This is a genomic window from Nostoc sp. (genome assembly GCF_036916655.1).
Classification (GTDB): domain Bacteria; phylum Cyanobacteriota; class Cyanobacteriia; order Cyanobacteriales; family Nostocaceae; genus Nostoc.
In genome coordinates, this window is the sequence record NZ_JBALFY010000093.1 from 88,123 (window position 1) to 103,043 (window position 14,921).

The following is a 14,921-nucleotide window of genomic DNA, read 5'->3' on the forward strand; positions in this document are numbered from 1 at the left end:
TCACCAACTGAGTTACAGGTTATTAGGAACACAAATTTTGCGCTAATCTCTGTAACGTAGTTTTTTAAATTCAAGTTAGCAGCTAAAAGTGGTTATTATGATGCGTCAGCTTTCAATTACTTTATCTTTAGTGGCACTACTACAAAACTTGCCTGCAATTGCTCAAGCACCAGAATCTAATTCTGGAATCTCATCTGATTCTATTCAACAGGTAACTGCTGTCAAATGGATGACAAACTTTCCCGATGGCAACTTTTATCCAGAAAGGTTACTCAGTAGAGCAGAATTAGCCTCAATTATGGTAAAGGCATTTCGGCTAGATAAAAGAGAAGCTGTTAACAAACAAAATTTAGTGATTCCAGATGTTCCTCGTTCTTATTGGGCATTTAATGATATACAGACAGTCTTAAAAACTGACATCATGAAAGGCTATCGGGGCAATGAATTTTTTCCTAACCAAAAGGTAACAAGGGCAGAAGCTCTGGCTATTTTCGCCCAGGCTTATGGCGTATTTCAGTTTCCCGATGAGGCTGTGAATGAAATTTTGGCTTCACATCCAGATGAAAAATCTATCCCAGTTTGGGCTAGAAAAGCGATCGCTACTGTAGCTACTGAGGGATTTCTGAACACAGATGCTCAAGGCAATATTTTCCCATTAAAACCTGTGACTCGTGGGGATATGGCTTATGTATTGAGTAAATATTTGCAACGACAACAGCGACAACCCGAAACACCAGAGGTTCCGGTGATTCCAAATAGCCCACAATCACCCTAGTACCGCAAGGCGGAATTAAAAATTAAAAATTAATACAGGTAAGCGTTTCATTGATTTTGAATGGGTGGGGGTGGCTTATTTACGCCGTGTTGTACTAGACTTTTTCTAGCCGACGTACCTACAAATCAGTTTTGACCAGGATTTCGATACTTGTCTCGAATCTGACGAAGATATAAGGAATTAGACTGTGTTGGTTGCTGTTGCACATAATTCCCATAATTAGATTGTGCTGGTTGCGTCGGTTGTTGCAACCCATTATTACCGTATCCGAAAGAGTTTGTGGGTGTGACAACGCTTTGACTCGGACTTTGGCCAGAGTAAGGTGCAATATTACTTGGTGCGATCGAAGTAACTGGGGGTGTCACTGGTGCTACATTAGGCACTAATTGACCATTATTTAAATTAGTGTAGGGACTTTGCGGCAAGTTCGTACCTGTACTTAAACCATTATTAGGCACTAATTGACCGTTATTTAAATTAGTGTAGGGACTTTGCGGTAAGTTTGTACCCGTTGATGTGTAATTTGTCCCAGGAGTTAAGCCAATACTTGGTAGAGAATTCTGATTCGGTAAGCTGTTGATGGGTGGCATTAGCGTTGTTGCTGGGTCAGAGACTCTGTTCAACGTATTTGTCTGAGTTGGAGTAGTACCATTGAAACTAGACAATTTCTGGTTTGTCGATTGGTTGAGTGCTGCTTGCAGAGGATTGATAGAGAGAGAATTTTGATTCTTGTTGGTTTGATTGGTCAATCCAACATCCAGCTTAGAGGATGTTTGTTCTCCCCCTGTTGGTTCAGACGCCCCATTTAAGGTTTTAAGACCGAGAAACTGATTACCACTATCAGCTGTCTCTGTACGCAATAAATTTTCTGTTTGTACAACAAAGGGATTTTTCACGCCTGGGGAGGTGTCGCCATTAACGCCTAAAGCCGGATTTACTTTGGTATCACCAGCAGAATTTTGTTTTTTAATTACATCCTCTAAGAAGCCTTTGCTTTTGTCTTTAGCCTTTTCTTTAGGCGTATTTGCCGTTAATGAGAGAGCTGCTTCTTCAAAGTCATTAAACAAAACTGGCAGGTTATCAATATCTGCTGCGATCGCTTTATTTTCCTCTGACAGCGAGGAATCAACAGGTTCTTGGGAAGTGACTTCGTTTTTTTGCTGTTTATAAACGAAAATATCTGGATTTGACCAGTATTCCCAGGTTACTAGCCCAACTATAGATAAAACAATTGCAGTTATCCAAAAACCAGGTCGCCCTAGATTCCATAACCTGGCTCTGAGATAGCGTAAGTAGGCGGGAGGATAATGACGATTTGGCATGGGATTGGTAATTGAAATTTATTATAAATTGGTAAAAGTTTGACAGAAGAATTGTTGCTGCTTGATTTTTTATACTTATCTCAGCAGGAAATATCTCAGATGAAGTTCGATTGTAATTTTATGCTAACTTCTCAAGAAATTATTAGTCATTAGCAAGTCAAAAATTTATTATTTACTTTTATGAACTAAACCGTTTAGTTCATAATTTATGATGGCTCCACAAATTATTCGCCTATTAAAATATATTCCCAGTCTTAAGACTGGGAACGAGGCTAAACAAATTTTGGGGTCTAAATACTTAACAAAACTGTAAACTTACAACTTTATTATACAACGCTGACCCCTAGTGTATAAGCAAAATCACTACTCGAGGTGCTACCAGAGAAAGTTCCGCCATCTTCAGGGAATAAAGCATATTTACTGATTGAAATGGAGTATGTACCTGCACCTAATGAAGCGGTGATTAATGACGAATTGCCACCGCCACTATCGTCGTCAGCTTGCAGTAAAGTCCCGAAATCGTTAAAAAGTCCGAGAACTGTATCTCCCGATGTCGCTGTCCTGATAGTGACTGTTCCGGCATTTGCTAAAGAAAATGTAAAAAAGTCGAAATCGGAATTTCCGCTCGGTTGAACTGCTGCCAGTTGGGCTGAAAGATTTACGTTTGAGCCAGATGATAAGGAACCTAACCCTTCAGCAGTAGCCAGTGTATTGTTTGTACCTTCCCCAGGATTTTCTTGTTCATAGAAAAGGAAGTCATCACTATCAAGTCTGAGATTGTTTCTTCCCTGCAAAATACCTATGATCTCATCTGGTTCTGATCCCGGTTTATCTACGAATATTCGTGTATTGCTGCCAACAACTTGCAGGCGGTAGTCTAGTGGAGCTCCTTTGAGTTCAATTCGATCTTGGCTAGAATCGAAGTCAGTAATAGTAGCAAAGTCTGCAAAACCAGAATTCGCACTGTTGTTATCGTCGTAGAAAATATTTATAGCGTCCCCCAGGATAAATCTATCTATCCCAGCTCCGCCAGTTAAGGTATCAGTTTCCCCTAATCCAGGTGGAACCAGATTACCAGGAAAAACACCGATGAGGATATCGTTGCCAGATCCGCCATTGAGTATGTCATTACCGGGCCCGCCTTGTAGGCTGTCATTGCCATCCTCACCATTAAGGATATCGTTGCCCAAATTACCGTCTAGGGTGTCATCGCCTGCTCTTGCATTCAGAGTGTTGTTAGCACTATTCCCAAAAAGGAAGTTGTTAAGACTATTACCTGTTCCGTTGATGTTACTATTTCCCGTCAACCTCAGGTTCTCCAGATTGGTGCCTAATGTATAGGTGACAGAAGATCGGACGGTATCTGTACCTGAATTTGCAGCCTCTATAATAGTATCAAGAGTACTGTCTACGATGTAAGTGTCGTCACCTGCTCCCCCATTTAAGCTGTCAATACCCAAGCCGCCATCAATTGTGTCGTTGCCATTATTGCCGGATAATTTGTTATTTTGGTTGTCGCCAGTAATGCTATCATTTGCGTTCGTGCCAATGACATTATCAAAGTTGACTACAGTAAATGGCAATGTTCCCAAACCAGGAACGTTATTGGCAGCTAAACTTTGATTTTGTAGGTTAACGGTGATAAAGACCCCAGGCAAAGATTGTGATGCATCTATGGTGTTGTTGGTAACATTAGCATTGGCAACAATCTTTTCGACTTTAAAGAGTAGGTCTTGCCCTAATCCTCCGGCTTTTGTAATGGTTCCGACACCTGACAAGGTAATACTTTGACCTAGTTGACTGTAGTCTGCGGTATCAACACCATCTCCACCATCAAGGCTGTCGTTACCCTGACTGCCTTTGAAGATGTCATTGCCTGTACCACCTCTGAGTGTGTCGTTTTCTGTGCCACCATCAAGTGTGTCATTGCCATCTCCACCACTTAAACTGTCGTTCCCCGTCCCACCTAGAAGAGAATCGTTACCAGCTAAACCATTTAAGGTATCGTTGCCGGAGATGCTAGTAGCACTACCATTACTAGCCCAACCAACTATTGTGTCATTTCCCGAAGTCCCATTTTTCGTATCATTACTTGTGGTGCCGAAAATAATTGCCATGTTATCTCTCCTGAATTTCTCACTAATAAGTAAGTTCAGCCTCAATCAAAGAACTATTCATCAGTTCAATGCAGATTACTTGCCATTTGCGTAATCTATATTTTGATTTTGCGAGTAATATCATGTCCATGCGATCGCTTACAATATGTAATTGCAAGGGGAAAGTTCGCAGAGTGTATCTACGAGAGGCTGCGCCAATGGGTTCTCTAAAAGAGTACACAATGACAACTAATCAGCCGGACATGATATAATTTCTAAACAAAAAATATCTAACTACTGATTGTATGTAGGCTGACCGAAAAGCCAGCTTTTGGTTGTAGACGAGCAAAATGCCTGCTCTCCAAAATTAGATAATTTATTGCCTGAAAATCATTGAAATGATTACGCAAATGACCAATTAATCAAGTAATTAGGTCAAATGCTTTGGTTTTTTATTCCAAATTTTTTGAACCAATCTGTCTGTAACTATTTAATTACCATGAAGTACGAGGTTACACAAACTTATTTACCAAATCTTCAAAATCTTAATAAACACGATTCATAATACATTGATATATATGTAATATTTAATTAAATATATTTTTCAGATTTACTGATTTTTGGGGTTAACGCTGCCAGTTTTTTATCTTAAGGGGATATTGTCATTCAATTAGGTTTCAAGAAAAAGATTTTTTTGTTAAAAATGATTTTTTTTAGTTAAAAAAAATACTTTTATATTAATGATATAAGTTTATTTTACATAAAAGAAACTTATATATTATTCAGAAATCTTTTGTGCTGAATAACAAGCAAGCTTTACATAAAATTTATATATTTAACTAGGTTGGCACAATAAAACTAAACTGTGTTGAAAAAAGTAAATAAGGCTCAAACCCTTTTTTCCTCTCCTCGCTGCCTGATGCCAGCAATAATTTAGTTATTTGCGATCGCTTCTGAACATACCTAAGCATCAATCCAGGTTAGATTGATTGCAGGTAACAGTGTTGTGTATGGCAAAAAATACGGTGATTCATCTTTGCGTCTCCTAATCTCTGTATCTTATATCACAGCCTTATCCTCACTAAAGTTATGTTATTTCGAGTGGTGTTAATTCTTTGAGTACGGTAAACCGTATTTACTCGTTAGTTCCCAAAGATTAATTTAATTGTTAAGTTTAGTTACATAAATAAATAAATGCTGCAAACGTTGCTACAGAGGAGAAATTATGAGAAGCGGTAGTATTTTTGACAATCAAGGCAAACTGAACAATTTTGCGTCACTAATAGCGCACCCTTTCAGGGAAGTAAGCTACACACAGCATCACAGTCAATTGTAGAGTTGTAAAAATTGCTTAGATTGGGCAATATAGCAGCATTTTTGACCAGTCTTTAATTAATTTTCTCAAAGCGTTAAAGAAGATGAGTAAGTAGGGGGAGAAGCAGCAACATCTATTCTCTATTTCTCATTCTCCATTTAGTTTTCATTTTAAGGATTGGTAACATCTATGGGAATTAAAGAACAGCCTAAGTCAACTCGGTTTCGGATCATTGCGAATATATTGCTAGGAGTATCAGGGCTATTTCTGCTCTTGAATCTATTTTTGCCTGGTTTATTTACTTCTGGCCCTACTGGCGTTCCCTACAGCCTATTTATTCATCAAGTACAGGAAGGGGAAGTCAGCCGCGTTTCCGTTGGTCAAAACGAGATTATTTACCAACTAAAAACAGAAAATGCCGAGCCTGCTCAGGTATTTGCCACTACACCAATCTTTGATTTAGAGTTACCCAAACTGCTAGAACAAAAGGGAGTTGAGTTCGCTGCTACACCTCCACCGAAAAATACCTGGTTTACAACCGTCTTGAGTTGGGTGATTCCACCACTGATTTTTATTGGGATTTGGCAGTTCTTTCTCGCCCGTGGTGGTGGCGGTGGTGGCCCCCAAGGCGCTCTTTCCATCGGTAAAAGCAAAGCTAAGGTTTATGTTGAAGGCGAATCAGCGAAAATCACTTTTGCAGATGTGGCTGGGGTCGAAGAAGCGAAAACTGAGTTAGTGGAAATTGTGGATTTCCTCAAGACTCCAGCGCGGTTTACGCAAATTGGCGCTAGGATTCCCAAAGGTGTGTTGTTAGTTGGCCCTCCCGGTACTGGTAAGACACTTTTAGCAAAAGCAGTAGCAGGAGAAGCAGGAGTTCCATTTTTCAGCATCTCTGGTTCTGAGTTCGTGGAATTGTTTGTTGGTGTGGGTTCTTCCAGAGTAAGGGATTTGTTTGAGCAGGCTAAAAAACAAGCTCCCTGTATTATATTCATTGATGAATTGGATGCGATCGGTAAATCTCGTAGCAGTAATGGCTTTTATGGTGGCAATGATGAGCGAGAACAAACCCTCAACCAATTACTAACTGAGATGGATGGGTTTGCAGCTGGCGATGCAACGGTAATTGTCCTAGCAGCGACCAACCGTCCCGAAATACTAGACCCAGCGTTGCTGCGTCCAGGCCGCTTTGACCGTCAAGTGTTGGTAGACCGTCCTGATTTATCAGATCGAGAAGCAATTCTCAAGATTCACGCTCAAAAGGTAAAATTAGGAAATGATGTTGATTTAAAAGCGATCGCTACTCGTACCCCTGGTTTTGCTGGCGCAGATTTGGCAAATTTGGTGAACGAAGCTGCATTATTGGCAGCGCGTAATCTGCGTGAAAGGGTTGCTCAAGAAGACTTTGCCGAAGCAATTGAGCGGGTAGTAGCCGGTTTAGAGAAGAAGAGTCGAGTGATGAATGAGACTGAGAAAAAGATTGTTGCATACCATGAAGTTGGTCATGCAATGGTCGGGGCGCTGACAACCGGAAACGGTCGGGTAGAAAAGATTTCGATTATTCCTCGTGGGATGGCAGCTTTGGGCTACACTCTGCAATTACCAACTGAAGACCGCTTTTTGATGAATGAAGCAGAATTGCGGGGTCAGATTGCAACCTTGTTAGGTGGACGTTCGGCCGAAGAGGTTGTGTTTAACAGTATTACCACAGGTGCTTCTAACGATTTGCAACGAGCAACTGATTTGGCAGAACGGATGGTAACAGCTTATGGTATGAGTAAAGTTTTAGGGCCACTGGCTTATCAACAAGGACAACAAGCAGCGTTCTTGGGCAATGGTGGTGCTAATCCCCGACGGGCAGTAAGTGAAGAAACGTCAAAGGCTATTGATAGCGAAGTTAAAGAAATCGTGGAAACAGCCCACGAGCAAGCCCTAGAGATTCTCAGACAGAATCGAGACTTGCTAGAAGCGATAGCGACTCAACTCTTAGAAACAGAGGTCATTGAAGGCGAAAAACTGCACAGTTTGTTGAGTCAAGTGAAACCCGTAGCTAATTCGTAATTAAGAAAGTCAAGTTTTAAACGCAGAAGTACGCAGAGAAAAACTTTGCGTACCTCTGCGTACCTTTGCGTTTTTAATACTCTGGAACGGAAGGATCGACTTCTCGACTCCAAGCGGTAATTCCGCCTTTGACATTCGTCCCAGCAATCCCGGATTCCTTAAGTATGGCGAGGGCTTTTGCCGATCGCCCGCCCATCTTACAATGAGCAATTAAGCGGTGCCCATTCAATATTTCCTTCACTTTCGCAACGCCATTCCCATTTTCAATGTCTGGTAAAGGCACTAACACTGAACCGGGAATCTTGGCAATGTCGTACTCATTGGGGTTGCGGACATCCAGTAGTACAAAATCTTTCGCACCGCTATCCAGCAATTCCTTCAAATCCTTGACGGTTATTTCTTGACTTTCCAACTGCTGTTTTGCCTCCTCTGCCTGTGCTTGGGGAATTCCACAGAATTCCTCGTAGTCTATCAGCTTTTCAATCACTGGGCGAATTGGGTTAGGACGCAGTTTCAACTCCCGGAATTTCATATCTAAGGCGTTGTATAGCAGCAATCGTCCACTGAGAGTGTTACCTTGTTCCAGAATGATTTTAACAGTTTCCGTTGCCTGAATTAAACCAATAATTCCGGGCAAAATTCCCAATACGCCGCCTTCTGCACAAGAGGGAACCATTCCTGGTGGTGGTGGTTCTGGGAAAAGGTCGCGATAATTTGGCCCACCTTCGTAGTTAAATACAGTAGCTTGCCCTTCAAAACGTAAAATTGAACCATAGACGTTGGGCTTATTCAGCAATACGCAAGCGTCGTTAACTAGATATCTGGTGGGGAAGTTATCAGTACCATCCACTACGATATCGTAAGGTTGAATAAGCTCCAGAGCGTTTTCGGAAGTCAGACGAGTTTCGTATAAATCAACCTGACAATAGGGGTTAATCTCGTGAATCCGGTTTTTTGCCGATTCAATCTTAGGTTTACCTACCCAGGATGTACCGTGGATGACTTGGCGTTGCAGATTAGAAGTATCGACAACATCAAAATCGACAATCCCGATGCGTCCAACACCCGCCGCCGCCAAATATAAAAGTAGTGGTGAACCGAGTCCACCTGTACCGATACACAGTACACTGGCAGCTTTTAAGCGTTTCTGTCCTTCTAGTCCGACTTCCGGTAAAATTATGTGTCGGGAGTAGCGTTCGTAATCGTCTTTGGTCAACTGGATTTCGTCCAGATTGGGATTTAGCATAGTAGTTTGATGTGGGAGAGCGGAATATTTATCCTATCGAAAAACTGTATCTTATATAGAGATAGGGAGTATAGAAGACGAATTTTTATCAGTGGTAGCGGCCAAAACCGCTATAAATGACTGTTTTTAAACTAAGTCGTTAAATTATATTTTTAATTTCCTCTGCTTGAAACTGATGATGATCGTCAAGGCTCCAGCTTTTGGATTCTCCAGCTTTACCATTTTGAACGGATACTATTATATACGAGTATCCCTGCCAAGCGTATAGGCGATCGCATTCTGAAGGGATAGCAGGATGATCTGGGTGAGAGTGAAAAATGCCGATAATGTTCAGCGATCGATCGCGTGCTTCTCTTTGTGTTTTTAGCATAACTTCGGGTGCGATCGCATATTGCCGTCTTTTACTTTCTGTTGTCCGTTCCCCTGGAAACTCAGATGCCGCTTCTGTATTCCAAGCATTTTCTGTTGGTATGACTTTTACCACAGTTTTGCCCTCATTAGCCAGATAGCCTAAAATTATACCACAGCACTCATCTGGGTAAGTGCTTTCGGCATGAGTGCGGATGATTTGCAAGTGTTCTTGGCTCAGTTGGATCATGTCTGCGTTGGCAATTTGGCAATCTTGAGCGATTCTTGCTGGTTGAGTCGATGGAGGATATTATTCCCCGCACCTCTCAGTTAAATCTGGGCGTGCGACTTTCGCCGCACCCAGCTTCCGATGTTCTTAGCTGCGGAATTTCTTCCACGGCAGTACTTTCCAAGATTCACTAGTTTTATAACTGTGTCTAATCATTTTCTCTTCTCTGGTTAGTGTATTCTGAACACCTCGAACCAATTACGGTTCGTCCTACCCGAATTGTGGGGATTCCTCCGCTCGTCTGGGCTACTGGGGGTTCGACTGCCCCTAGACCCACAACTCGTTTTTATTCGTTCCCTCGGAGAGATTGATAGTTCCGTTAGGTGTAGCCAATTCAACTACTGGATTCCCTTGACTTTTTGCCGCTACAGACCTAATGTTCGGCGGGAATAATCTCCAGTGAAGTCAGGGGTTTTTGTGTTACGCCCTGCTTAGACTTAAGTTGCTTTTTTAGGCTCTGTTTCACCATAGGAACCCCCTATTAGCACCAGTGTCAACCCGTAACAGCTGTCTGATTGTGCCCTGTTCCCAGCTTCACTCTACAAGAACCGAGCTTGTTCGGTGTGGGCAGATAAGGAGTCAATTCTGAGTCTGAATGGCAAGACTTGCACTTGCATCAAACCGAGAGTTCAGCCTTTAGAGACAGTAATCTGCTGTCGGGCTGGTTTAGTTATGTACGGACTGATTGCCGTGATTCACTAAACAACGAATCGCACCAGGTGAATTAGTGCGATCGCTCTTAATCATAGTTTAGATGTAACTCTACTCAGGTATTGCAGCCTTCTAAAAGTAAAATATGTATTTTTTATTACTTCTTCAAACATTTGCCTAATCTGTTCTGCTTCTTATTGCCTAGAAACTATAGCAATTCTATCTGATTTACAAAAATCGTCAGGCTGATATCCACCACTTCTCTAATAAATCGGGGATCTCATTGTTTACAAATGATTTAAGATTGCTATAGAAAAATATAAAGAATAAACAAAGTTCAGTATTTGTGTATACATTTATTGGCAATTAATGTGAAGAGTATGCAAAGACAGTTATTTCAGTATAGACATCTAAGTAAGATATTGACTATGAGGTAGTAGTCTATCAAGAACTAATTGACGGATAAATTACCTGTAAAGACCGCGATTTATTGCGTCTCTCTAACCGTCAAAATGAATTGGACAGACCGCTAGACCCCACAAAGAATAGCCCATAAGGAGGATATAAAAATTTCTTTCTCGATTAAGAATAAATTGTTGACTATTTTCTCTTCTAGTAGGACTTAGGCGCTGGCAAAAAAAATCAAAGGCGAAGGGTGGGTTTTTGAGTATTCAAGCTACGTTTTTCGATGATTTTTCAGTAATGTCTACTTAACAAGTGATGCTTGAAAAAGTCTGAGATCAACAATTATCGTGAATGCACACACTCATTAATTTGTACAGTGCTTAAGACTTAGATAGTTTGAAGATAGTTAGGTAAGTAATAGATACAAGCCTTTTGATAAGGTGAATTTTTGAGAAACTTGCGATCGGGTTGACGTAGAAAGTATGCCGAACACGTCAGATTTTGGTGAGTTATTTTTGCCCGAAAGCATCAGCACAAGCAGCTTTTTGAGAACTGAAGTTCCTAAAAAAATCGATTCAGGTAGGTAAAAATTATGGCAAATATCATCGGAACCAACGGTAATGATACCCTACAAGATAGCGGTGATGCGGATACGATTGACGGTAAATTAGGCAATGATATCATATCTAGTAAGTAGGTGGGCGTGAGATAACCAAAATGTGTAACAATAAGTGGAATAAGTAGGTATAAAAAATGCGAGCACGTCTGAGAGTATTTCTGAAGCAGGAAGAAGATAGAACTTTATTTGAGTTAAGGACAGCCACAACTGTGTCACAGAAAGTAAAAGATCGAGCCGAAGTAGTGAGGTTAAATTCTCGTGGATGGTATGTAGAAAAAATAGCAGCCCATTTTAATTGGGCAGATCAAACAGTAAGAGAAACGCTTCATAAATGGAATAAAAAAGGTTTAGGGGGATTATGGGATGCATCAGGTAGAGGAGGAATCACAAAGTGGGAAGAAGAGGATAATGTAAAGAGTATGCAAAGATAGTTCTTTAGCTATAGACATCTAAATAAATATTCAGTATTTAGTTAGTATCAGGTTATTTAGATGTTCCCTATTTTTAAGTCAGACACCCACGCGCAATAGCCACAACTAAGGTATAAAAATCGCTTTCCCTGTCAAGATTTAATTGTTCCCTATTTGCAAGATAGTAAGACTAGTGCCTTTTTAAGGTGTTGTAGAATTTAGTGCATTTCAGCTTGATTTGGCAAAGCTTTTTCAGCAATGCTTGGTTTGGGCTACGCTGTTCTATCAAGAATGGTTATAAAAAGCCTGAGACTACCTATTTTTTCTGTTCATTCATACGCGCATGAATTAATACAGTAAGTAGGATTTGATACTGAGACAAGTGCTGCTTGTAAGCTGTTCAACAAAGTGGATTTTCGAGAAAAATTATTGTCCCTAAAGGGTGACATAAAAGTATTCCAAAAGCATCAATTCTCGGTGAATTCTTGTGCTTTAAAATAGCACTGAGTCAGTGCTGAAAACTTAAAAATTACTGAAAAAATTGATTTAGTTGAGATATAAAGTTATGGCAAATATCAATGGAACCAACAGCACAGACACAATTACAGGTCAAGCAGGCAACGATATCATCACAGCTAAAAAGGGTAATGACATCGTGACTGGTGGTGGTGGCAGAGATCAATTTGTTTACAAGTTGGGCGATGGTATTGATACCATCACTGATTTTGGTGGCATAGGTAAAGGAGTAAACCCAACAGCAGCAGTCATTGCTGAAGTGGATACCCTCAAATTTATTGGTGCTGGCTTGAATGCCCGAAATCTGCTGCTTACCCAGAATGGCAGCAATCTGGAAATTACCTTTGAAGGGGTGGCTGGTGCCAAAGTTATCCTAAAAAACTTTAAACTAGAAAACTTAGAGAATCTGAAAGCTTCTGGTACAACTCCAGCTATTGGCAATATCTTGTTTGATGGGCAGGCTAGCATCACTGACAACTTTGATGTCCTCGATGCCAACTCTACTAATACTAGTTTGGGCAACAAGAACACGGTGACTTTCTTCAATGACCTCAACAATAACATTGTCGGTTTAGACAATTCAGATGATGTGATCAATGGTCAGGGGGGAGATGACAAAATCGATGGCAAGAGTGGCAACGACCTTTTAAGGGGTGGTGCGGGGAATGATACCCTCATTGGTGGTGCAGGCAATAATACTCTCAACGGTGGAACTGGTGACGATAACTTGAGCGCTAACAGTTCAACAGGGAATAATCTGCTCATTGGGGGCGATGGCAATGATACTCTTTCCGTCTCTGGTCACCAATACCTTAGCTACCCAGATGGCGACGATCTCCGCTCTTCAGGCAAGAACACTCTCAACGGTGGCGCTGGTAATGATTACTTGAGTGCTAGTGGTTCAACAGGCAATAACCTGCTCAATGGGGACGACGGTAATGATACTCTTTCCATCTCTGGCTATTACCAAGGAAATGCTTACTTTGATGACGACTCTCGCTCGTCAGGCAATAACACCCTCAACGGCGGCGCTGGTGATGATAACTTGAGTGCTAGCGGTTCAGCAGGCAATAACCTACTCAATGGTGGCGATGGCAATGATACTCTCGACATCTCTGGCTACTACAGCTACACTCCCGATAACGATCCGTATGAAATGCGTGACCTCTCCATCACATACGACTCTCGCTCGTCAGGCAATAACACCCTCAATGGTGGTGCTGGTAATGATTTCTTGAATGCTAGTGGTTCAATAGGCAATAACTTACTTAATGGTGGCATTGGTAATGATACCCTGATTGGTGGTGTTGTTAATGATACACTTATTGGTGATGCAGGCAATGACTTTCTCGACGGTGGTGCTGGTAATGACTCGTTGCGGGGTGATGCGGGGGACAATACCCTCAATGGTGGTATTGGTAACGATTATTTGAATGTTGACTCCTCATCAGGCAATAACCTACTGGATGGTGGCGATGGCAATGATACTCTCTCTGCTTTAGGTGACTACGATGGTAGTATAGTGTCTGGTAATAACACCCTCAAGGGTGGTGCTGGTGACGATCGCTTGATTGCTGACGGTTCAGCAGGCGATAATCTACTGGATGGTGGCAATGGTAATGATTCTCTTTCCGTCTCCGGTGGCTACTACGACCCTGTGGTGTCTGGTAATAACACCCTCAACGGTGGCGCTGGTAACGATAGCTTGAGTGCTTTCTTTTCAACAGGTGATAACTTACTAGATGGTGGCGATAACAACGATCATCTCTCCATCAATCTTGCCAGTGGTAATAACACCCTCTATGGTGGAGCTGGTGACGATTACTTGAGTGCTAACATTTCAACAGGCAATAACCTACTGGATGGTGGCGATGGTAATGATTCTATCTTTGCCTCTGATTTCGAGGGCTACAGGTTTGATAACACCTCAGGCAATAATACCCTCAACGGTGGTGCTGGTAGCGATCGCTTAAATGTTGACTATTCACGAGGTGCTAATCTGCTTTTAGGGGGCGATGGCAACGATTCTCTCTCTGGTTCTAGCTATGGCTACGGCTTTGGAGGATCTTTTTATCACACCACTGGCAATAACACCCTAAGCGGTGGTAATGGTGACGATAACTTGAATGTTGACTTTTCATCAGGCGCGAATGTGCTATCTGGAGATAATGGTAATGATTATCTATCTGCCTCTGGCTACCAGTACGACAACAACGGCAACGACGGCGAAGGAATTTATCGCAGAACGTCAGGCAATAATACCCTCAACGGTGGCGCTGGTGCCGATAAATTAATTGTTGATTATTCAACAGGTAATAATCTGCTCTTTGGGGGAGATGGCAATGATACTCTCTCCGCATATAGGGCATTAGGCAATAACACACTTTATGGTGGTGTTGGCAATGATATCCTCACAGGTGGCAACGGTAATGACACCCTCTATGGAGGAGATGGAATTGATACCTTTGCCTTTAATAGTTACCATGAAGGTTTGGATCGTATTTATGACTTCAAAGCCAGTAACGAATTGATTCAGGTATCGTCTACTGGTTTTGGTGGTGGGTTATCAATAGGTTCACTTCAGACAAGTCAATTTACACTGGGAACATCTGCAACGACAAATAATCAACGATTTATCTATGACAATATTACAGGTGCATTGTTCTTTGACCAGGATGGTAGTGCAGGTGGATTTGCTCAAGTAAAATTTGCACAACTATCAGCTGGATTGTCACTAACCAAAAACAATTTTGTGGTCGTTTAATCTTGATTAACCTTCTTCTATCTCTCTAAGTATGGTTTGCAAGGTGCTTTTGTAAGCACCTTGCATTTGATTTTTCAATACCAGATCATATCTGCGTTTGGATTTTG

General features: G+C 41.5%; 7 protein-coding genes and 2 pseudogenes. 5 read left to right on the forward strand and 4 right to left on the reverse strand.

The genetic code is table 11. From position 1 onward, the window contains the following. Nucleotides 1-100 precede the first annotated feature (100 nt). Nucleotides 101-775, forward strand: a complete 675-nt coding sequence (locus V7L31_RS24520; RefSeq protein ID WP_334698848.1) for an S-layer homology domain-containing protein — start codon at nt 101-103, stop codon at nt 773-775. Between the two features lie 125 nt (nt 776-900). On the opposite strand, the gene V7L31_RS24525 is transcribed toward V7L31_RS24520, so the two are convergent. Both V7L31_RS24525 and V7L31_RS24530 read right to left on the reverse strand, forming a co-directional pair. Next, a complete protein-coding gene (locus tag V7L31_RS24525) occupies nt 901-2,097 on the reverse strand; it encodes a hypothetical protein (protein WP_334698677.1) in 1,197 nt (398 codons plus the stop codon). 326 nt (nt 2,098-2,423) lie between these two features. Then, nucleotides 2,424-4,214: a DVUA0089 family protein gene (locus tag V7L31_RS24530; RefSeq protein ID WP_334698678.1), complete on the reverse strand. Its 1,791-nt coding sequence runs from the start codon at nt 4,212-4,214 to the stop codon at nt 2,424-2,426. 1,483 nt (nt 4,215-5,697) lie between these two features. On the opposite strand from V7L31_RS24530, the gene ftsH4 reads away from it, so the two are divergent. After that, nucleotides 5,698-7,566, forward strand: coding sequence for an ATP-dependent zinc metalloprotease FtsH4 (gene ftsH4, locus V7L31_RS24535; RefSeq protein ID WP_334698679.1), 1,869 nt, complete (start codon nt 5,698-5,700; stop codon nt 7,564-7,566). Between the two features lie 73 nt (nt 7,567-7,639). Here ftsH4 and moeB read toward each other — a convergent pair whose 3' ends face one another. Both moeB and V7L31_RS24545 read right to left on the reverse strand, forming a co-directional pair. After that, nucleotides 7,640-8,812: a molybdopterin-synthase adenylyltransferase MoeB gene (gene moeB / locus V7L31_RS24540; protein ID WP_334698680.1), complete on the reverse strand. Its 1,173-nt coding sequence runs from the start codon at nt 8,810-8,812 to the stop codon at nt 7,640-7,642. A gap of 139 nt (nt 8,813-8,951) precedes the next feature. Continuing rightward, nucleotides 8,952-9,410, reverse strand: coding sequence for a M67 family metallopeptidase (locus V7L31_RS24545; protein WP_334698681.1), 459 nt, complete (start codon nt 9,408-9,410; stop codon nt 8,952-8,954). A gap of 1,687 nt (nt 9,411-11,097) precedes the next feature. Between V7L31_RS24545 and V7L31_RS24550 the strand changes: the two genes are divergently transcribed. From V7L31_RS24550 to V7L31_RS24560, 3 genes and pseudogenes are all read left to right on the forward strand, one after another. Then, nucleotides 11,098-11,202: a hypothetical protein gene (locus V7L31_RS24550; protein ID WP_334698682.1), complete on the forward strand. Its 105-nt coding sequence runs from the start codon at nt 11,098-11,100 to the stop codon at nt 11,200-11,202. Nucleotides 11,203-11,258: 56 nt separating this feature from the next. Continuing rightward, a pseudogene (locus V7L31_RS24555) lies at nt 11,259-11,531 on the forward strand (helix-turn-helix domain-containing protein); the annotation flags it as partial. A gap of 568 nt (nt 11,532-12,099) precedes the next feature. Then, nucleotides 12,100-14,814: pseudogene (locus V7L31_RS24560) on the forward strand (beta strand repeat-containing protein); the annotation flags it as partial. Between the last annotated feature and the right edge of the window lie 107 nt (nt 14,815-14,921).